Here is a 20,491-nt window from a genome sequence, read left to right on the forward strand (position 1 = left end):
AAAGTCATCTCCTATCCAATCTAGTGTGATGGTTTGAGCGAAAAGTTATGTATTTACTTGAAGAGCTTATGCTTCCGAAGTAGTTTTCTTGCGATAATTTGTATATTTAGGTGCTGAAAAATTTTTTAAGCACTTACCCTTATATTAACGCTGCGAATCGATTTTGAATCGTGTATTTTGCTAAGAAATGGAGAGGAACGAAATCAAAACATAAGACACTTAAGACACCATGTTGCAGAATTGACTGCATCCTCTTCATCCAACAGGCTAATAATAGACACCTTTTTCATCATAATAAGCGGTTACTTAGTTGAAGGTCCTACATCATAATGGAAGTACTTCGATCATGAAAGGAGAACACACGGAATTTTTGTCCGGTATTCACGGATGGGGCATGCTGCCCAAGTTCTGGAGCTTGGGCGGCGAGAACCTCGTCATGGTGCGCGGCACGAAGCAGAAGGAAGCGGCCTGGATCTTCAAAAGAATTTGACGCCGCTATGGTGCGCATCTTCGACGAAAGGGCAGCAGGCCAAGGCAAGATCAACTAGATTAAAGGAGAGGCATTCATATGAACGAGAATGATCAAGTGTTTCCAACGAGTGAAGTGAATGAGACAAATGGGGCGAAGCGGACATTTTGGAAGGAAGCTGTCGTCTACCAAATTTATCCGCGCAGCTTTCATGACAGCAACGGAGATGGAATTGGCGATTTACAGGGGATCATATCCAAGCTGGATTATTTGAAAACATTAGGCATCGATGTCATTTGGCTGTCGCCGGTATACGAATCGCCTAACGATGACAACGGCTATGACATTAGCGACTATCGGGCGATACATGAAGAGTTCGGCACGCTTGCCGATTGGGAAGTGTTAATAGACGGGATGCATGCGCGCGGGATGAAGCTCATCATGGATTTGGTCGTTAATCATACATCTGATGAACATGCCTGGTTCGCCGCATCGCGCGAATCGGTGAACAGTCCGTACCGTGATTATTATTATTGGCGTCCGGGCCGCGGTGACCATGAACCGAACAATTGGACATCGGTCTTCAGCGGCTCTGCATGGCAGCATGATGAGTGCACGGATGAATATTATTTGCATCTCTTCTCCAAGAAGCAGCCTGATCTGAATTGGGAAAATCCGAGCGTGCGCGATGAAATCTATGACATGATGCGCTGGTGGCTTGATAAAGGCGTTGACGGCTTCCGCATGGACGTCATCAACTTTATTTCGAAAACACCGGGACTGCCGAGTGTCGGCGAGGAACGGTATGCGTGGGGTGGAGAGCATTTCATGAACGGACCGCATCTGACGGAGCATTTGCAAGAAATGAAGCGGGAGGTGCTTGACCGTTATGAGGTGATGACGGTCGGTGAAATGCCGGGCGTTACGGTGGAACAGGCGCGTGAAATTACGGGTGAGAATCACGGTTCTCTCAACATGGTGTTCCAATTCGAGCATATGGAGGTCGATTCAGGCGCCGGAGGCAAGTGGGATGTGACGCCATGGAAGCTGCATGATTTGCGCTCCATTTTGCACAAATGGCAGACCGGTCTTGCAGACAGCGGCTGGAACAGCCTTTACTTGAATAACCACGACCAGCCGCGCATGGTGTCTCGCTTCGGCGACGACAGCGCGTATCGGGTGCAATCCGCCAAGATGCTGGCGACGCTGCTGCATACGTTGCAAGGAACACCGTATATTTACCAAGGGGAAGAGCTCGGAATGACGAACGTCCGTTTCGATCGCATCGATCAATACAAAGATATTGAAACCCTTAATATGTATCGCGAGCATACGGAGCAATACGGCAAGGATCCGGCTGACGTGATGAAATCGATTTATGCCAAAGGCCGCGACAATGCGCGCACGCCGATGCAGTGGAATGCATCTCTGCATGGCGGCTTCACGTCGGGAACGCCTTGGCTGGAATCCAATCCGAATTACACGGATATCAATGCGGAACAGGCGCTCTCGGATCCGGACTCCATCTTCTACTACTATCAAGCGCTCATCCGGTTGCGGAAGCAGAATCCGATTATGGTGTACGGCGATTACCGTCTCTGGCTGGAAGAGGACGAATTCATCTATGCTTATACACGTTCCTGGGAAGGCAAGGAGTGGGTCGTACTGTTGAATTTCGCGGGTCATGACGCTGCGTTCCACTGTCCTCCAGAATGGAAGGGGTGCACCTTTACACGCATCATTGGCAATTACGATGACGTGCCGTTCGATATGTTCGTGAATGCATCGCTGCGTCCGTTCGAGGCGTTGGTGCTTGAAATAGCCGCACGCTGAATGCTTGATTTTGCAACATATGATGTGTTCTCCTCTAAAACGGAAGAACGGACCCTCTCTCGCACATTAAAATAATGTGCGAAGAGGGTCCGTTTTGTTCACCCTATGCGCCATATCGGATCTTCGACCGTAATAGGACGGTTATGTTCCATCTCCAGCCCTGTCTCATACGAGCGATTGCCGATTGCTACTTGCAGCGTATTATAGGCACCTGCGATGTCCTGTCCTGCATCTGGTCCGTTCGCTTCCGCGGCGTTGTCCCGAGCCTTCCAATAAGCGAGCGTCGCCGTCAGTACGCGTGCCGCGTCTTCCCGCGCCGTGTCCCACATATCCCATATGCTTGTCGTGTACGTTTCGTTCGTTCCCGTCGGGTCGGGCCACGCTGTACGGGCTTCGTTCAATACATCGTAGGGCGGAATATTTCGCTTATAGACAAACGGCTCGATTTGCTTGAAGGTTAATACCGTCTTTACGCCATATGGATCATGGAACAGGCGTTGCGCACGCACCATATCGCGGTTCGCGCCGTTCCAATATTCACGCTTGGCCTGACGGGCGAGTTCCGGATAATATTTGTTAGACAGCTCCTCGAACAAGCGCACGATATCCTGTGGAAATTGTCCGCCTGTATCGATTTCCTTCCATACCGGCGTCTTCCATGTCTCCATACTCATCTTCTTCCGCACCACATGCGTGTCCATTAGCACCTCGAACCGTTGATGGTCCCATTTCTTGAATCCCGATCGAACGAATACATACGGATGCATATGGCGATCAAGGATATGATGGAGCAGAAATCCCAAGGCATATACGCGGTTCTCCGGCTGTTGGGGCGAGACGGAAGAGAGCAGATCAAGAATAAATGGCCCGCAATACTCGTTATGCATCGCTGAACCGATTTCGTTCATAACGGTAATGCGCTGCCAAGGGAAAAACTGATGATAGAACAGGAAGTCCGGCCCCTGACAGCCCATATTGAACAACCGTTTCCGGTTCTCATCCTTAATCCATTCGGCGAGCCCAGCCTGAGCAAGCGCTTCTTGGCCGAACAGCAAATGCGTCCATATGTTGGGCATGTTGGCCCTCCCTTTCGTTAACGGATTCTATTCGTTGTCGGTAAATTCCCACTATAATCAAGATGACGTGTTGTAGGCAAAGTTGTCAACCTTTTTGTATAATGAGAAACGTTGAACGAAATGGTACGGAGCAGCATGTTTGACAGACGATAACTACAGCGAAGGAGACGACTCTATGATACGCGCGCGCACATTTGTCAGCTTGCAACACAAAATTTTCAAATTCACCGTTCTGCTCGTGTGCATTCCGATATTGCTCATTGGCTCCATTTCTTATTGGTGGTCGGCAGATATTTTGCAGCAGAAAGTGTCGGTGTCTGATCTTAACACTGTCGCGCAGGTCGGCCTGAATGTGCAGTTCATGACAGACTATGTGCACGATACGTCATTGTTCCTCATCCAATCGGACGAGGTCAGGCGGTTCCTGCTTAGCAATCCTGCATCCAATGAAAGCCTCGAGCGAGAAATCTCATCAATGGAACGGTTCTTCCTTCATCTCACCAATATGAAGGAATTCATTCACTCCATCTATTTGCAGGGCGAGAACGGGGTAACGTTCAGCACACACCCGGAGGCTGTCAGCATGAATGGCATGATGCTGGAAGAGGTGAAACGGCTGCGCGGCAAGCCGTTGTGGTTCATACAGAAGCACAACAACTATGAGACACTGTCTTTTATCCGCGAAATTCGGGATGTGAACAATGTCGGACGCCGGCTTGGCATGGTTCAAGTTAATATCGATCTGAATTATGTGCGCCAACTGCTGAACCAGCAGCGCATCGGCACCCGCGACAGCTTCTATTTGCTGAATGAAGAGGGGTTTGTGTTAACGTCGACGGTGGATGACAACGTCTATTCCAAGCTTCCGGATAACTTCGAGTTTCCAGATCAGGCCCAGGGGGATCACGGCTACTATACGGTTGCTATGGATAAGGAACGGTATTTGATTACGTATGCGGGCATTGCCAAGACCGGTTGGCGGATCGCGCATGCCGTTCCGCTCAAGGAGATGCTGGAAGAGAACGCCGTTATTACGAAAATAATGCTCATCGCTATGATTGCGTCACTCGTCGTGTGTGTCGTTACCGCCATCCTGTTCTCGAAGCGGATTATCCGCCCGATTCAGCATTTGCGCAGCTTGATGCTGCGGATGGAACGGGGGCAGTTCCAAGGACGCGTGCAAGTTCAGAGTAACGATGAAATCGCCCAGCTCGGTCGCAGCTTCAACCGGATGAACGAGCGGCTTCATGAGCTGGTCAATCAGGTATATGAAGCGGAGCTGAGGAAGAAGGAAGCGGAGCTTAAAGCGTTTCAAGCGCAGATCAATCCGCATTTCTTATATAATACGCTCGATACGATTTATTGGATGAGCCGGATGGAGAAGGCATACGAAACGGCTCAATTGGTCGAGGCGCTATCCAAGCTGTTCCGTCTCAGCCTGAATAGCGGCCAAGAGTTGACAACGGTTCGCGACGAGGTCAATCACTTGAAAAATTACATGATTATTCAACAAAAGCGGTACGAGGATATGATAGATTTTCATTTGGAAACCGATAATGAAGATACACTTAATGGGCGAACTGTGAAGCTCATCTTGCAGCCCTTCGTGGAAAATGCGATTGTTCACGGCATCGAGAAGCTGGGCGAGCCGGGTTGCATTCGAGTGGACGTATTCCGGCAAGAGGACAAACTTATCTATCGCATCTCGGATACAGGAACCGGGGTCGATGTGGCGGAGATGGAGCGGCTCATGCACGAAAGCGGGGCTAATAACCGCGGCTTTGCGATTAAAAATGTAAATGACCGGATTCAGCTTTACTTCGGCGATGACTACGGAGTGACCTTCAAAAATAACGAGGCTGGCGGAACGATCGTAGAAATCATACAGCCTTGGAAGACGGGAGAGGATATGACATGAGTGCGATTAAAGTATTGATTGTAGATGATGAAGTCATCATTCGAAAAGGTATTCGCACCTCTATCGATTGGGAGCCGCTTGGCATCGAGATTATCGGTGAGGCGAGGAACGGGCAAGAAGCGTTGGAGCTGGCGGAATCGCTGCAGCCTGATATCGTAATGACTGACATCCGCATGCCGCTGATGGACGGGCTGGCGCTGGCTGCCAAGCTGAAGGAGCAGAAGCCGCACATTAAGATCGTGATCGTGTCCGGCTATGACGATTTCGATTATGCGAGGCAAGCACTCAAAATCGGTGTCAGCGAGTATTTGACCAAGCCGGTTGGAGCTGAGGAAATGACAAAGCTGATGTCAAAGCTAAGGGATCAAATCCGCGCGGAACGGGAACGTCACAATGAGGAATCGCATAATGGCATGCTTCTGCGGGAAAGTATGCCTTACATTCAGGCAAAGTGGCTGAACCGACTTTTAAAGGGCGAGCACCAAGACGAAGTGACGATTCGCGATCGGGCGAGGCAGCTGCACATTCCGCTGGATGGACCCGAATATGCCGTAGTCGTTATCGATATTGACGATTATCGTCTCATTATGGAGCAATCGACGGATCGGGAGAAGGAACTCATACAATTCGCTATTCAAAATATTGCAGAAGAGCTGTTCGGAGAGAAGTTTACGACCGCGGTCTGCCGCACAGAGGAAGATACGCTGGCAGTGCTCTTAAGTGTGAACATGAGCAATAAGCATCTTATTACGGCATGCTGTGAGGAAATGCAGCAATGTGTGCGCCGTTATGTCAAGCTATCGGTAACGCTCGGCATCGGCAGCATCATTTCTTCACTCGCTAACGTACCAGCGAGCATGGAGGAGGCGATGTCTGCGATTCGAAGCAAGGTGTACCGTGGCAAAGGGCAAATCATCGTCTTTGATGCGAAAGAGCATGCCCAAATGAAATCGCCGATGCTTATCCCTACGGAAGAAGAACTCGAGCTCTTGCAACGACTTGCGACGATGGACTTCGCAGGCATTCAGGAACGGCTGGACAAATGGTTTCGCCATTGTGCGGAGGAAGGCGTATCGTATCAGCATGTTCAGACGCTCTGTGTGAAGCTTGTCGTGCTTGCGACAACGCATGTAGAGCAGATGGGTGTGAAGCGTACCGATCTGGATCCGGTGCTCTTGAACCCATATGATGAGGTGAAAAAGTATGAGACAGCGCACGATATGAAGCAGTGGCTCCTGAAAATGTTCGAATCGTTCATCCAAACCATTTCGCAATATAAGACAAGCCGTTACCGGAATATCGTCTCCGTTGCCATTCAATACGTTCAGGAGCATTACGCGGAGGAGCTGAAGCTCGAAGATATCGCGGGGCACGTCTACGTTACGCCGAATTATTTCAGCCGCGTGTTCAAGCAGGAAACGGGCGAGCACTTTACGGAATGGCTGAATAAATTCCGGGTGGAGAAGGCGAAGCCACTCCTGCGGGATGTCAGCCTCAAAGTGTACGAGGTTGCGGAACAGGTCGGGTATAACGACTATAAATATTTCGCTCATATTTTTAAAAAGTATACGGGCACTACACCTAAGGAGTATCGAAATCAGTTATAATGCGGTTAAATTGCACAATATGGACGAGAGGACAAGGACGGCTTGCGAGCTATCCTGTCCTTTTTTGCGGTATTGGCCCGGGCATCCACAACTGATTGTCTATTCACTATGCTTTCTCCGCATTTTATCCGACTCAGGACTTGATCATTGACCATACCGGTTAACTCGCAATTAAACATAACTGACCAACCTGCCTTGCAGCAAATAAATGACTCGTCTGTTAGTCCCTTTTGCCCAATCACCCTCAGGCTCAGAAGCAAACATACCGCTTTTCCAACGACTAAAGTGATATATGCTCATAGGCAGACAGGAGTGGTTTCTATAAGAGCGGGAGAATTCGCATGAGTAGGTAATGGGGATTTCGGCAATCGGGATAAATAGACATATCGGAAATCGAAAAATAGGCAGATGTTCGGATGTGAGCGGTTTTACGACTGGGATACTGAATCAAGGAGATAGTGGGACTAAGGGGAGAATAGAAGAGATAACATGGTGCTGAAATTTTGAAGGAGTAGGTCCCGCGCTGCATTTTCCATATGATGAGTAACGATATTTCGTGAAAGGCACTCACAGGGGCAATTCAGGAAATAAAAGTAATAGTTACTCGAAGAGGCTAAAAAAACGGACATTTTAATAATTCTCTCTACTTATTTACTTGTATGAATTTCCTATACTTAAGTTGTAAACGTTAGCAAGTCTAATGAAGACATACACGAGGGGTGTACACAACATGAAAAAAGGGTTAAAACGTTGGACGTCCATGCTGCTTATTTCCTGCATGGCTTTGGTGGTTGCAGGCTGCGGCTCGTCCCAATCCTCTTCCGGCTCAGGTGAGCAGGCAGAAGGCAAGAAAGAACCAATTAAATTTATGCATATGTTTGACAAAAACGCAGAAGGCGGCGGCCTTCACCAAGCGGAATTGCTGGACACATTCATTACAGAAAATCCTGACATTAAATTGGATCAGGAAGTTCAGTCTCATGATAACTATGAGACGAAAATCAAAACATTGGCCGCAGCGAACGAGCTGCCAGACGTCTTCCTTATTAAGAGCTCGATGGTAACGACGTTCGTCGAGAACGGACTAGTAATGTCAGTCGATGAGATGCTTGATAAAGATGCGGATTGGAAAAATGGCTTCGTGGACGGTGCGCTTGATACGTATCAAGTAGACGGCAAAACGTACGGAATCCAATTCTCCGGCGGTCCGACACACTCTATTTACTACAACAAAGATCTCATAGCGCAAGCAGGCTTCAATGAATTTCCGAAGACGTGGGATGATTTCCTGAAGCTTATTGATAATTTGAAAGCGAAAGACATCACGCCGATTGCTTTTGGAAACAAAGGAAAATGGCTTGCAAACTCTAGCTACATGTCTACGCTTGGTGATCGTTTCACCGGTACGGAATGGTTCAATAAGCTTGTTAACAATCAAGGCTCTAAATTTACAGACCCTGAATTCGTACAAGCGCTCACTTTGTTCCAAGACTTGGCGAAGCGCGGCGCGTTCAACACCGACATGAACTCGATCGACAACAACCAAATGAAGACACTGTACTATAACGGTAAAGCAGCGATGTTTATTGAAGGCGCTTGGGCGAGCAACGCGGTTGAAACAGGCGGCCCGCAAGAAATTCTCGACAAGACAGAGTTGGCTATCTTCCCGGCTATCAACGGTGCCAAAGGCGAACAGAACGGTGTATCCGGCGGCGGCGGTTGGGCTTATGCTGTCAACGTAAATATCGACAAAGCCAAATTGGATGATGTTGCGAAAATGCTGAAATTCTTGTCTGACAAAGATGCAGCGAAAGTCATTCTGAAATATGGCGATATTCCATCCAGCAAAGTGGAAAACATGGATGAATTGAATCTGTCTCCAATGACGAAAAAAATGGTGAAAATGCTTGAAACAACGAAGTATGTACCGATTTACGATTCCCGCTTGTCTCCTGGCTTGACTGAATCGATGAACGCAGCAATGCAAGATATGCTGATCGGTCAGATTACACCAGAAAAAGCAGCAGAAGTGATGCAAAAAGAATTCGACAACGAAATGTAGAGATAAATGGATTAGTTAGATAGATAGAGAAACTTGGATAGGATAGGGATAATTCTCCCGGGCGCATGCCCGGGAGAATCGTTATCCTGATGAAATCGAAACAGAGAGAGGAGAGAACCGTGATGAATAACACCGCAATCCGTCCCAAACGCTGGACGTTTTTTGCATATTTGATTCCAGGCGTTGTCATTTATGCATTTATGGTGCTAGTCCCGTTGGTGCTCGCTTTACGGTACAGCTTCTATAAATGGTCCGGCGGTCCGAAGATGGAATGGATCGGCCTGAAGAACTATCAAATCCTCCTGCAGGATGAGAAGTTCTGGGGAGCCTTTATCAATAACTTGCTGATTGTTGGTTTTAGCGTTATCGGGCAGATTGGGATAGCTTTCATAATTGCCATATTCTTGATGAATAAATGGGTGAAATGGCGTGAGTTCCACCGTACCGTTATTTTTATCCCGGTCGTATTGTCGTCCGTCGTTATCGGCTTTCTGTGGTCGATGATTTATAACAACGATGCAGGACTTCTGAACTGGCTCTTGACAAGTTTGGGACTGGAATCTTGGATTAAACCGTGGCTCGATGACCCGAACGTCGTCATGTATTCCGTAACAGCACCGATCGTGTGGCAATATATCGGGTTCTACTTGATTATTTTCATGGCCTCTATGCAAAGCATTAACGGTGAAGTGTACGAAATGGCGGAGATTGATGGCGCCACAGGCATGAAGAAGACGTTGTATATTACATTGCCGTTAATGAAAGATACACTCAAAATTGCTGTGATGCTCTGTATTGCGGGGAACATGAAGGCGTTCGACAGTATCTTCGTTATGACCGGCGGCGGCCCGGGCAACTCCTCGACTGTTATGGCGCAATACGCTTATGATACGTCGTTCAAAGCGTTCAAGCTCGGGTACGGCAGTGCAATTTCCATCGGCATTATGGTACTTAGTGTCGGGCTCATCATGATTAGCCGCTTGATTGGAGGGAAGAGCAATGACTAAGCTGAAGACGCTCATACCGCGGATTCTTATCAATCTCTTTTTGTTCATCATGTCGTTGTCATGCATATTCCCGATCCTATGGATGATTTACTCTTCGCTCAAGACACAGCAGGAGTTTAACACGAACATTATTTCTTTGCCGACGCGGTTGAATTTCCAGAACTATATCGACGCGTTCCGTATCGGGAAGATGGATACGTACTTTGTGAACAGTGTCATCGTAACCGTGCTGACCGTCGTGCTGACTGTTGTCATCAGTTTCTTGGCAGCCTATATATTGGCGCGGTTCGACTTCCCGGGACGTGGCGTCATTTATTTCATGTTCCTGGCTGGTATGCTTATCCCGGTGCACGGCTTGCTTATCCCGGTGTTCGTCGAGTTCAAGTCGCTCGGATTGTTGGACCAACGGATAACACTCGTCCTGCCTTACGTTGCCTTTAACTTATCAATGGGGATCTTCCTATTCGAGAACTTCATCAAGACTGTGCCGCTTGAGGTGGAAGAGGCAGCAGCGATCGATGGCAGCTCGACGACACGCCGCGTACTGACGATTGTGCTTCCGATGTGTCTGCCAGTTATCTCGACGGCGATTATTTTGTATTTCCTCGGTGCATGGAACGAATTCCCGTTCGCACTCGTGTTGATTAAGAGTCCGGAGCTTCGTACACTGCCGGTCGGCTTGACCAATTTTAACGGACAATTTACGGTCAACTATCCGCAGATGATGGCGGCAATGGTTATCGTTGTGTTACCTGTTATTTTGACCTATCTCGCATTTTATAAGAAAATAATGCAAGGGATGACTGCGGGGGCCGTTAAAGGATAAGCCGCAACTCACTCATAACGAATTGGGGGTAGGCACAATGCTCAAAGACTCGAAGCGTAAACCGAACGTTGTCTTTATGGTAGCTGATGATCATCGTTATGAATCGATTCGCGCTCACGGCAATACGGAAGTAGAGACGCCGACGCTGGACGCGCTGTCCAAGCGCGGTGTAAGCTTTCAGAGTACGAATATTATCGGCGGGATGGATGGGGCGGTCTGCGCCCCATGCCGTGCCTGCTTGAATACGGGAGCTTCCATCTTCGGCGCTACGGTGAAGCAAGACTTGGGAGATACAATGGAGAAGCTTACCATTTCCCCCCAGAAGGTAACGATGGCGGAAACGTTCAGAGCACATGGATATTACTCATATGCGGTCGGGAAATGGCACAATGATAAGGCCAGCTTCAACCGCAGCTTCTGTGGCGGGAATCAGATCTTCTTCGGGGGCATGAGCGATCACCGCCAAGTGCCTGTCTATCCGTACGATCCGACCGGAGCGTACACTGCCGATATGCGCAGGATGGAGATGACCTTCTCGACGGAGCTGTTCGCGAATGAAGCTGAATCATTTATCCGATCCTATGAGAAGGAGGAACCTTTCTTCCTCTACGTGGCGTTCACTTCACCGCACGATCCGCGGACTGCGCCAGAGCCGTATGCGTCGCATTATGATGCGAATGCGCTGCAGCTCCCGGCCAACTTCGCAGTGGAGCATCTATTCGATAATGGCGAGATGCACATTCGTGACGAAGGGCTCGCCGCTTCGCCGCGTGATCCGGATGAGGTTCGTCAGCATATCGCCGACTACTATGCAATGATTACACATCAGGATGCACAGATGGGACGTATTGTGCAAGCGCTTGATGACAGCGGACGACTGCAGGATACGATCGTTGTGTACACGTCAGATCATGGGCTTGCCGTTGGACAGCACGGCCTGATGGGCAAGCAGAATCTATACGAGCACAGCATTCGCATTCCGTGGCTGATGGCGGGACCAGGCGTACCGGAACGAGAAGCAGTTGACGGACTGGTGTATCAGATGGACATTATGCCTACTCTGTGTGATGTTGCAGGTATAGACATTCCTGCTACCGTGGAAGGCTGCAGCATGAAGCCGCTCATGGTTGGAAATGGAGACGAAGGACGGGAGACTATCTACTCGTTATATAAAGATACGCAGCGCATGGTGAAGGACGGACGCTGGAAGCTGATCCGCTACCGCCGCTCCGATTGGAGCAATGAAGGAACAGACACGCTTCAACTTTTTGATTTGACTGAAGATCCTGCTGAAACGCGCAACCTTGCGCATGAGCCGGGGATGAAGCAGCATGTGGAGCGTCTAGAGCAGGAGATGGAACAATGGATGCGCCGTGTTGGCGATCCTTTTGTCGAACATTTTTGTGCAACCTAATAAAGTTCGCTCTTTCATCTAGCAAGCTGAAACGTTTCCATGTAAACTGAAGGAAGTCACGACGGACAAGCGGTTCTTTTCAGCTCGTGCGTACTCGTGATTGTAGAGACATCATCATGTGGAGAACAAGTGGAGGATGAAATCATGGAACAATTCCGATTGCCGAAAATTGATGTGCCTAAGTTTGAATTGCCTCAGGCGGTACATCGCGTCTTGGAAGAAGCAGAGCAGAAGCTGGCGCATCGCCCTAAGCTGCTGAAGCTGTTCAAGAACTGCTTCCCAAATACGCTCGAAACGACGACGAAATTGCTGGATGACGGCACAACCTTCGTCTTGACCGGAGATATCCCAGCGATGTGGCTGCGCGATTCGGTCGAACAGGTTATTCATTATGTGCCTTTTGCGAAGGATGACGAAGATCTACAGCATATTATCGGCGGCTTGATTAAGCGCCATATGTACTATATCAATATTGACCCGTATGCAAACGCGTTCAATGAAACGGCTAACGACTGGCACTGGGATGCCAATGACCAGACGGACATGTCCCCTTGGGTATGGGAACGCAAATACGAGCTCGATTCCATGTGCTTCTCGATTCGCCTTGCCTATACGTATTGGAAAGAAACCGGCCGCACCGATATTTTCGATACGAACTTCAAAATGGCGATGCGCAAAATCGTTGACGTATGGAAAACAGAACAGCACCACTTTGAGAAATCGCCGTACCGCTTCATGCGCGAGAACTGTCCGATTATCGACACACTGCGCAATGACGGTCTCGGAATGCCGGTGAACTATACGGGAATGACCTGGTCTGGCTTCCGTCCGAGCGACGATGCATGCGACTTCCATTACAACATTCCTTCGAACATGTTCGCTGTCGTCAGCTTGCGCCAAATGCAAGAGATTGCGAAGTATGGCTTCCGTGACGAAGCGCTTGTCAGTGAAATGGCGAAGCTCGAGGAAGAAATCAACCACGGCATTCAATTGTACGGGGTATACAATCATCCGACATTCGGCAAGATCTATGCCTTCGAGACGGACGGCTTCGGCAATCATTGCCTAATAGACGATGCGGGTACGCCAAGCCTGATGTCGATTCCGTATATCGGATATACAACGGTAGAGGATCCGATTTATCAAAATACGCGCAAATTTATTTTGAGCAAAGAAAATCCGTTTTATTTTGAAGGGAAAGCGGCAAAAGGTATCGGCAGCCCGCATACACCGGACGGATACGTATGGCATATGGCGTTGTCCATGCAGGGCTTGACGGCTGACAACGACAATGAAATGCTCGCCATGATCAATATGCTGGAAGCTACCGATGCGGATACTGGCTTTATGCATGAAGGCTTCTTGGCGGATGATCCGAACGTGTTTACCCGCGCTTGGTTCGCATGGTCGAACAGCCTGTTCTCACAATTGGTATGGAAAGCGATGCAGCGCGGCCTGTTGGATAAATAATAACAAGCCGAAGCTGGCGTAAAAAAAAGTGGTGCAGGAATGATTCCTGCACCACTTTTTTGCGTTTTGGAACCTGGCGGAGGCAGTCTATATAAGTTGAACTGCATTGTTTGCCCCGCTCGAAGTAAGTCCCATTGGAAAACATCCAGTAGAAAGTACCAATTAGTCGGTTAAACCGCATTTAGACTGTATTTCGTACAGTGGATCTGCTGTTTTTCAGCGTTTGCTGTGGAATGAGTGACAAAGCATTGGATGAACTCCAATGAAACCTGACCGTAAAAAGATATATGTGCTATTCCGTTGGAGAAAATCCAATGGAGGATTGGAAAAGGAGTACAGTCTAGCGTTCAGCCCTGGGCCGTATGAATATCATCGCACACAATCAATTACTCGGAAGGTTTATAGTTCAACTTATATAGGTAAACCCCATTGGAAAATGTACAATGAAGTGTACGAGCAGGGCCGCAAAACGATATGCAGACTGTATTTTGGCCATTGGGATTTTATACTTTGTACCGGCTGATCATCTGGCTCAATGTTTGCGCCATTTGATTCAGCTGCTCCGCATTGTTCATCAAAGTGGACATATCAAGCAGCTGTTGATTCGTAAACTCCACCAGCGAGGTGGAATGCTCCGCGTTCTTTTCTGCGATATGCGAGATTTCATTCACGGAAGCGAGAACTTCCTCTGAGCCAGCGGACATCTCTTCCGTAACCGCGGAAGTATCTTGAATCTGGTTCGCAATATCGGTAATTTCCGATAAGATGCGTTGGAACATATCGCCCGAATTTTGCACTTTATATATTCCGTCACCGACGCTTTCACGAACGTGATTCATCGACTGCACTGCTTTATGGGCATCATTTCTCGTTTCTTCAATCAGCTCCGCAATTTCGCGGGCAGAAGCGGCCGAGCGCTCCGCCAATTTTCTCACTTCATGGGCGACGACGGCAAAGCCTTGGCCATGTTCGCCGGCACGGGAAGCTTCAATTGACGCATTAAGGGCAAGCAGGTTCGTTTGCGACGCAATTTGGGTGATGACATCGACGATATGGGCCATCTGCTCCGAGCGGTCACCTAAATTTTGTACCAATACCCCCGAGTTCCGAACGGATTCATCAATCGTGTTCATTTGCTGCACCGCTTCCTGCAACAGCATGTTGCCTTGTTTCGCCTGGTCGGTCGTATCGAGCGACGTTTCGGATATGCTGGTCGTGCTCTCAGCGATGCGCTGAATGCCGATAGCCATCTCTTCCATCGCTTTGGAACTCTCTTCTGTCCCGCGCATTTGTGTCTCCGCGCCTGCAGCGACGGTCTTGACGATCGAATCGACTTCTTTAATCTGATTCGTGCTCTCCATAGTATGGGCGGACAGCTGTTCCGAAGATGCGGCTAATGTATTTGCGGCGCTGCGTATTTCCGTGACCAAGTTCCGGATAGAGGATTGCATCACATGCAATGATTGTCCCAGTGCGCCGACCTCGTCCTTTTTCCGTTGATTATGAGCCGGAACTTCCCTTGTAAAGTCGCCTGAACTAATCTCCTTCAGGTTGGCAACGACCGTCTGAATCGGTTTGGAAATGTTCGAGGCAACTGCAAGCGCCAGCAGTACGGCCAAAATAGCACATACCGAACTGGTAATGAGATTGACCATGCCGATTTTGTCGGCTTCTTGGGTCAGTTCGCTTTTTTCAACGACAGATAAGTATTTCCAGCCCGTTTGTTTTGATGTATATAGATTCGTCATGTAGCTAGTACCGTCTATGTTCACATCGAAATGATCCGTTGTTTTTTCTTTGATATTCGCAAATTCGGGCACGCCTATTTTAGAGATGTTTTTAGAGATAAGCTGAGCATCCCGCGGATGGGCAAGAATGGTTCCGTCTTTGGAGAGCAGGATGACATAGCCTGTCGACCGGATTTTAATGTTTTCGAGCTGCTCGGCCAGTTTGCTCAGGCTCATGTTGAGTCCGATTACGCCCAGCGGCTTGCCGCTGACGTTGTTGACGGCGGTTACGCTGCTCATTTTCAGAGTGCCGCTGACCGCATCTGCATACGGTTCAGACATAGTCACTTGATCGGGATTCGCCAACGCATCGGTGTACCAAGGACGGGAGCGCGGGTCATATTGGGCGGCCACTTCTTCTTCAGGCCATTGCACGTAGCCGCCGTCAGCAGTGCCCAAAAACACGGAAGACGTGTTCAGATGCGTATGGGCAAAGCGCTCTAACTCCTTATAAATCTCGGTTTCAATGCCGCCGTTTTGCGAAGGTGTTGCCTTCCTGTTTTGCGCCTGCTTCATGTATGAAGTGATGGTGCCATCGGCTTTGTTGGCGATTGGGCTGGTTGCCAAGAACTGCACATTCTCTTTCACTGTATCGAAAAAAAGGGCGATTCTGCCGTCGACCTGTGAAATTTCGTTCGTTGTCGATGTAACGAAATTAGTGGTGATTTCATTCACCATACTGCGATGTACAATTACGCCAATCAATGAAATCGGGATCAGAATCGCAATTAAAAATGAAACAATCAGTTTAGCCTTAATACTTTTCAACATGGGGGACCTCCCTCAAGATGCAATTGAAAGACATTCGACATAAGTATTTATCGCCAAAAAAATCATCATTCTTAATATAGGAGTCGTTTCGTCGCCCATTATCTTTTATGAAAAATAGATGGCAAGAGAAAAATTTTGGATTCATGAACATGCTTTTGCTGCGCATGCGAGTAAATAAAGCTTTGGAAGTAGTACACCAAGCTTGATGTCGATTCCGTATATCGGATACACAACGGTAGAGGATACGATATATCAAAATTCGCGAAAATTTATTTTGAGCAAAGAAAATCCGTTCTATTTCGAAGGGAAAGCGGCAATGCGTAAAAACGAAAAAATGGTGGAGCAGGGACTATTCCTGCTCCACCATTTTGCACTTTTGGCCGACTGGGCGGACCACGAATAAATGGGGACTGTCCTTCAAGTCATGCAGACCTGTCGGGACAGCCCCTTTGGATTGGTTATACTTTGTATTGGCTAATCATTTGATTCAAGGTATGCGCCATCTGCTTCAATGCTTCGGCATTGTTCATCAAAGCGGACATATCCTCCAGCTGCCGTGCAGTGAATTGCACTAGCTCTTGAGAATGATCCGCATTTTTTGAAGCGATGTGAGCTATTTCATTCACGGATGCGAGCACTTCCTCAGACCCTGCGGACATCTCTTCCGTAACCGCCGAGGATTCTTGGATCTGACCCGTTATATCGGTCACTTCTTTTACGATGCTTTGGAACATATCGCCTGATACTTGCACTTTAATCATGCCGTCGCCAACGTTTTGACGCACATCTTCCATCGACTCTACCGCCTTGCGGGCATCACCGCGGGTTTGCTCAATAAGCTCCGCAATTTCATTGGCGGAAGCCGCCGAGCGTTCCGCCAGCTTTCTCACTTCATGAGCAACGACCGCAAAGCCTTGGCCGTGTTCGCCAGCGCGCGCGGCTTCAATCGATGCATTCAGAGCAAGCAGACTTGTTTGCGACGAAATTTGGGTGATGACATCGACGATATGCGCCATCTGCTCCGAACGATCGCCTAAGTTTTGCACCAATGTCCCCGAGCTCCGCACAGACTCATCAATTGCGCTCATTTGCGTCACCGCTTGCTGAATGAGCACGTTGCCTTGCAGCGCTTGCTCGCTTGTGTCTTGAGACGTTTCGGATATGCTGGTCGTGCTTTCGGCGATGCGCTGAATGCCAATCGTCATTTCTTCCATCGCCTTGGAGCCTTCGTCCGTTCCTCTCATTTGCGTCACCGCTCCGTCAGCTACTGTCTGCACGATGGAATCGACTACTTTTAACTGATTCGCACTTTCTTCCGTATGAGCCGATAGCTTCTCTGACGATGCGGCCAGCGTATTCGCAGCACTGCGTATCTCCATGACCAAATTCCGGATGGATGATTGCATCACTTGCAATGACTGCCCAAGTGCGCCAACCTCATCCTTCTTCCGCTGGATATGGGCTGGAACTTCCTGTGTGAAGTCGCCTGAACTGATCTTCTTCAGGTTGGCAACGACTGTCTGAATCGGTTTGGAAATGTTCGAGGCAACCGCAAGCGCCAACAGTACTGCCAAGATGGCACATATAGAGCTAGTTATGAGATTGACCATGCCGATTTTGTCAGCTTCTTGCGTCAGCTCGCTTTTTTCAACGACAGATAAATATTTCCAGCCCGTTTGTTTTGATGTGTATAGATTCGTCATGTAGTCCGTTCCGTCTATTTGAATATCGAATTGATCCGTTGCTTTTTCTTTGATATTTGCAAATTCGGGCACACCTATTTCAGAGATGTTTTTGGAAATAAGCTTAGCATCCCGCGGGTGAGCAAGAATGGTTCCGTCTTTGGAAAGCAGGATGACATAGCCTGTTGAGCGGATTTTAATGTTTTTGAGTTGCTCGGTCAGACTGCCTAAGCTCGTATCGATCCCGACTACGCCAACCGGGCTGCCACTGTCGTTTTTAACGACGGCAACGCTGCTCATAGTCAATAATCCGCTAACCGAACTCAAATATGGCTCGGTCATCACCACTCTATCAGGATTCGCCAGCGCCTCTGTGTACCAAGGACGGGTTCGCGGATCATATTTGGCCGCCATTTCTTTTTCCGGCCATTGGACATAGCTTCCTTGAGCGCCCGCTAAGAACACGGCAGAGGTTCTCGGATGCGATGCGGCAAAGCGTTCGAATTCGTTATAAATGTCACTTTCGATGCCGCCGTTTTGTGAAAATGTTGAATTCGTAGTTTTCGTTTGATTCGTATAAGAGGTGATCGTGTCATCTGCTTTGGTTACGATCGGGCTGTTCGCCAACATCTGCACATTCTCATTAACCGTTTCAAAAAAAAGAGAGATTCTGCCGTCTACCTGCGCAATTTCGTTCGTCGTCGATGTAACGAAATTAGTGGTGATTTCATTTACCATGCTGCGATGTACAATTACGCCAATCAATGAAATGGGAATCAGAATTGTAACTAGAAATGAAAGAATCAATTTAGCTTTAATACTTTTCAACATAGTTGCCCTCCCTAAGGTGCATTCGAAAGAGATTCGACATTTTATGAATTAATTCGACATAAGTATTTATCGCCAAAATAAGCATCATTCTTAATATTTGAATCGTTTGGTCGCCGATTTTATTTGAAAAATAAGAAAAAAAGGTAAACATCGCGGATTCATGAATAAGGTTTGAATGCGCCATACGAGAAGATAAAGCTTTAGAAGTAGTTCTTTGTGCTCAAAATACATATAAATGCACATTTTTATTGAAAAACAGACAAATGATCTAGTGATCGACTCCATTGTTTTCAGTATAATAGTCATATAGAAGTGGGTGTATAGGACGTTCGAATGATATCGAACATTACTCCCTCATTGTCGGAAAGGGGCGAAAGATACAAAGATGAGAGCCGAATGGATTCATCCTTTTTTGCAATCGGCGTGCACGGTCATTGAACAAATCGTGCAGGTCCGTCCGGAACGGGGAGAGCTTGAGATGTTATCTTGGAGCGGAGCTCACGATTTCCGCATCCAGGTTGGTCTGACGGGACAATTATCGGGTCATGTGGCATTTGGACTAAATGAAGATGTGGCGATTAAGATGGCTTCGGCGATGATGGGGGGCTTCCCGCTGGAAGCACTTGACACAATCGGGGAAAGCGCGATTTCGGAGTTAGGGAATATGATAAGCGGCAACGCTACGACGTTAATGTATAACCAAGGATTGCGTGTCGATATTACACCGCCTCAATTGCTGGTGTCCTCTGAGCACTCGGGGCCGATTAATCAGGCGATGGCCGTACCGCTCATTATGGGAGGCATCGGGCGGTTTGATGTGCTCATGCATTTCGGCTATAGTGATAAGATTAGTATCGTATCCTAATGCATGATGCAGAGGCTGCAGCGCTTCGGAAGCGGAAATGTGGAGGGCTGCAGCCCAGGGCAGGATTAAAGGAGTATGAAGAATGGATTTGAAGGGTAAAATCGTGCTGATTACGGGCGCGTCGAGCGGTATCGGCGCATTGACCGCACGTGCCGTGGCTGTAAAAGGGGCAATCCCGGTGTTCACCGGACGTTCCTTGCAGAAGCTGGAGGCTTCCGTCTTAGGCATTGCATCAGAGCATGCCGTCTATACGATGGACGTCACGAACGATGACGATGTTGAACGTGTCGTAGCCAATGTGCTGGAGCGGTACGGCCATATCGATATATTGCTTAACAATGCGGGCTTCGGACAATTCGAACGTGCGGTAGACATGACTGTGGCGCAGTTTGCGGCCATGATGGACGTCAACTACATGGGTATCGTGCGCTGCACGAAGGCGGTGCTCCCTCATATGCTGGCACGTCGTGACGGGCATATCGTGAACGTGGCCTCAATGGCAGGCAAGATCGGATCCCCTAAATCTACCGGGTACAGTGCGACGAAGCACGCCGTGCTTGGCTTTACGAATGCGCTGCGCATGGAATTGGCAGGGACCGGAGTTGCGGTGTCTGCCGTCAATCCAGGCCCTATCGACACCCCCTTCTTCGAACTGGCTGATCCGTCAGGTCATTATGTGAATAATGTCCGCTGGTTCATGATGCCGCCGGAGAAGGTCGTTCGCCATCTTGTGCGCATCATGGAGACGCGCAGACAGGAAGTAGACCTGCCGTGGCTGGGAGCCATTGGGACGCGCCTTTACTCTCTTTTTCCTCGTTTGTCCAATCATGTGGCAGCCAAATTCCTGAATAAGAAATAATTGAACTACAGTTG

The 20,491-nt window shown here is 48.5% G+C and carries 14 protein-coding genes and 1 pseudogene; 12 read left to right on the plus strand and 3 right to left on the minus strand.

Features of this window, described 5'->3' with window-relative positions:
• Nucleotides 1-346: 346 nt before the first annotated feature.
• Entirely contained in the window at nt 347-490 is a 144-nt protein-coding gene (locus M3650_RS10355) for a hypothetical protein (RefSeq protein WP_251574476.1), read from the plus strand.
• Nucleotides 491-568: 78 nt separating this feature from the next.
• The gene (locus M3650_RS10360) at nt 569-2,302 is read left to right on the plus strand and encodes a glycoside hydrolase family 13 protein (protein ID WP_251574478.1); all 1,734 of its coding nucleotides are present in this window, start codon (nt 569-571) and stop codon (nt 2,300-2,302) included.
• A 98-nt stretch (nt 2,303-2,400) separates the two neighbouring features.
• Here the strand turns inward: M3650_RS10360 and M3650_RS10365 are convergent, their stop codons facing one another.
• Complete coding sequence (locus tag M3650_RS10365) at nt 2,401-3,378, minus strand: zinc dependent phospholipase C family protein (protein ID WP_251574480.1); 978 nt, start codon at nt 3,376-3,378, stop codon at nt 2,401-2,403.
• A gap of 175 nt (nt 3,379-3,553) precedes the next feature.
• Here M3650_RS10365 and M3650_RS10370 point away from each other — a divergent pair, with 175 nt between their 5' ends.
• From M3650_RS10370 to M3650_RS10400, 7 genes are all read left to right on the plus strand, one after another.
• On the plus strand, nt 3,554-5,296 hold the full coding sequence (locus M3650_RS10370) for a sensor histidine kinase (RefSeq protein WP_251574482.1): 1,743 nt from the start codon (nt 3,554-3,556) through the stop codon (nt 5,294-5,296).
• Nucleotides 5,293-6,903, plus strand: a complete 1,611-nt coding sequence (locus tag M3650_RS10375; protein ID WP_019423689.1) for a response regulator transcription factor — start codon at nt 5,293-5,295, stop codon at nt 6,901-6,903. The genes M3650_RS10370 and M3650_RS10375 overlap by 4 nt, the downstream gene beginning before the upstream one ends.
• Before the next feature lie 730 nt (nt 6,904-7,633).
• On the plus strand, nt 7,634-8,965 hold the full coding sequence (locus M3650_RS10380; RefSeq protein WP_251574484.1) for an extracellular solute-binding protein: 1,332 nt from the start codon (nt 7,634-7,636) through the stop codon (nt 8,963-8,965).
• Nucleotides 8,966-9,087: 122 nt separating this feature from the next.
• Entirely contained in the window at nt 9,088-9,972 is an 885-nt protein-coding gene (locus M3650_RS10385; RefSeq protein ID WP_019423687.1) for a carbohydrate ABC transporter permease, read from the plus strand.
• Nucleotides 9,965-10,798, plus strand: coding sequence for a carbohydrate ABC transporter permease (locus M3650_RS10390; protein WP_251574486.1), 834 nt, complete (start codon nt 9,965-9,967; stop codon nt 10,796-10,798). Before M3650_RS10385 ends, M3650_RS10390 begins: the two co-directional genes overlap by 8 nt.
• Nucleotides 10,799-10,835: 37 nt before the next feature.
• Nucleotides 10,836-12,212: a sulfatase family protein gene (locus M3650_RS10395; protein ID WP_251574488.1), complete on the plus strand. Its 1,377-nt coding sequence runs from the start codon at nt 10,836-10,838 to the stop codon at nt 12,210-12,212.
• A gap of 144 nt (nt 12,213-12,356) precedes the next feature.
• Entirely contained in the window at nt 12,357-13,682 is a 1,326-nt protein-coding gene (locus tag M3650_RS10400) for a glycoside hydrolase family 125 protein (RefSeq protein ID WP_019423684.1), read from the plus strand.
• A 503-nt stretch (nt 13,683-14,185) separates the two neighbouring features.
• Here the strand turns inward: M3650_RS10400 and M3650_RS10405 are convergent.
• Nucleotides 14,186-16,240 carry a methyl-accepting chemotaxis protein gene (locus tag M3650_RS10405; protein WP_251574490.1) on the minus strand — a complete coding sequence of 685 codons (2,055 nt, stop codon included), beginning with the start codon at nt 16,238-16,240 and terminating at the stop codon, nt 14,186-14,188.
• 187 nt (nt 16,241-16,427) lie between these two features.
• On the opposite strand from M3650_RS10405, the pseudogene M3650_RS33125 reads away from it, so the two are divergent.
• Nucleotides 16,428-16,556 (plus strand): annotated as a pseudogene (locus M3650_RS33125) (glycoside hydrolase family 125 protein); the annotation flags it as partial.
• Between the two features lie 142 nt (nt 16,557-16,698).
• Here M3650_RS33125 and M3650_RS10415 read toward each other — a convergent pair.
• Complete coding sequence (locus M3650_RS10415) at nt 16,699-18,753, minus strand: methyl-accepting chemotaxis protein (protein WP_251574492.1); 2,055 nt, start codon at nt 18,751-18,753, stop codon at nt 16,699-16,701.
• Nucleotides 18,754-19,138: 385 nt separating this feature from the next.
• Between M3650_RS10415 and M3650_RS10420 the strand changes: the two genes are divergently transcribed.
• Nucleotides 19,139-19,618, plus strand: a complete 480-nt coding sequence (locus M3650_RS10420) for a chemotaxis protein CheX (RefSeq protein ID WP_251574494.1) — start codon at nt 19,139-19,141, stop codon at nt 19,616-19,618.
• An 82-nt stretch (nt 19,619-19,700) separates the two neighbouring features.
• Nucleotides 19,701-20,477, plus strand: coding sequence for an SDR family NAD(P)-dependent oxidoreductase (locus tag M3650_RS10425; RefSeq protein WP_251574496.1), 777 nt, complete (start codon nt 19,701-19,703; stop codon nt 20,475-20,477).
• Nucleotides 20,478-20,491: the final 14 nt, after the last annotated feature.

The sequence above is a fragment of the Paenibacillus sp. MER TA 81-3 genome (assembly GCF_023713585.1).
Classification (GTDB): Bacteria; Bacillota; Bacilli; order Paenibacillales; family Paenibacillaceae; genus Paenibacillus_B; species Paenibacillus_B profundus.

Coding starts and splice junctions, on each gene's coding strand:
- M3650_RS10380 (WP_251574484.1), top strand. CDS start 7,634: ATGAAAAAAGGGTTAAAACGTTGGACGTCCATGCTGCTTATTTCCTGC.
- M3650_RS10415 (WP_251574492.1), bottom strand. CDS start 18,753: ATGTTGAAAAGTATTAAAGCTAAATTGATTCTTTCATTTCTAGTTACA.
- M3650_RS10420 (WP_251574494.1), top strand. CDS start 19,139: ATGAGAGCCGAATGGATTCATCCTTTTTTGCAATCGGCGTGCACGGTC.
- M3650_RS10360 (WP_251574478.1), top strand. CDS start 569: ATGAACGAGAATGATCAAGTGTTTCCAACGAGTGAAGTGAATGAGACA.
- M3650_RS10375 (WP_019423689.1), top strand. CDS start 5,293: ATGAGTGCGATTAAAGTATTGATTGTAGATGATGAAGTCATCATTCGA.
- M3650_RS10400 (WP_019423684.1), top strand. CDS start 12,357: ATGGAACAATTCCGATTGCCGAAAATTGATGTGCCTAAGTTTGAATTG.
- M3650_RS10370 (WP_251574482.1), top strand. CDS start 3,554: ATGATACGCGCGCGCACATTTGTCAGCTTGCAACACAAAATTTTCAAA.
- M3650_RS10355 (WP_251574476.1), top strand. CDS start 347: ATGAAAGGAGAACACACGGAATTTTTGTCCGGTATTCACGGATGGGGC.
- M3650_RS10365 (WP_251574480.1), bottom strand. CDS start 3,378: ATGCCCAACATATGGACGCATTTGCTGTTCGGCCAAGAAGCGCTTGCT.
- M3650_RS10405 (WP_251574490.1), bottom strand. CDS start 16,240: ATGTTGAAAAGTATTAAGGCTAAACTGATTGTTTCATTTTTAATTGCG.
- M3650_RS10390 (WP_251574486.1), top strand. CDS start 9,965: ATGACTAAGCTGAAGACGCTCATACCGCGGATTCTTATCAATCTCTTT.
- M3650_RS10425 (WP_251574496.1), top strand. CDS start 19,701: ATGGATTTGAAGGGTAAAATCGTGCTGATTACGGGCGCGTCGAGCGGT.
- M3650_RS10385 (WP_019423687.1), top strand. CDS start 9,088: ATGAATAACACCGCAATCCGTCCCAAACGCTGGACGTTTTTTGCATAT.
- M3650_RS10395 (WP_251574488.1), top strand. CDS start 10,836: ATGCTCAAAGACTCGAAGCGTAAACCGAACGTTGTCTTTATGGTAGCT.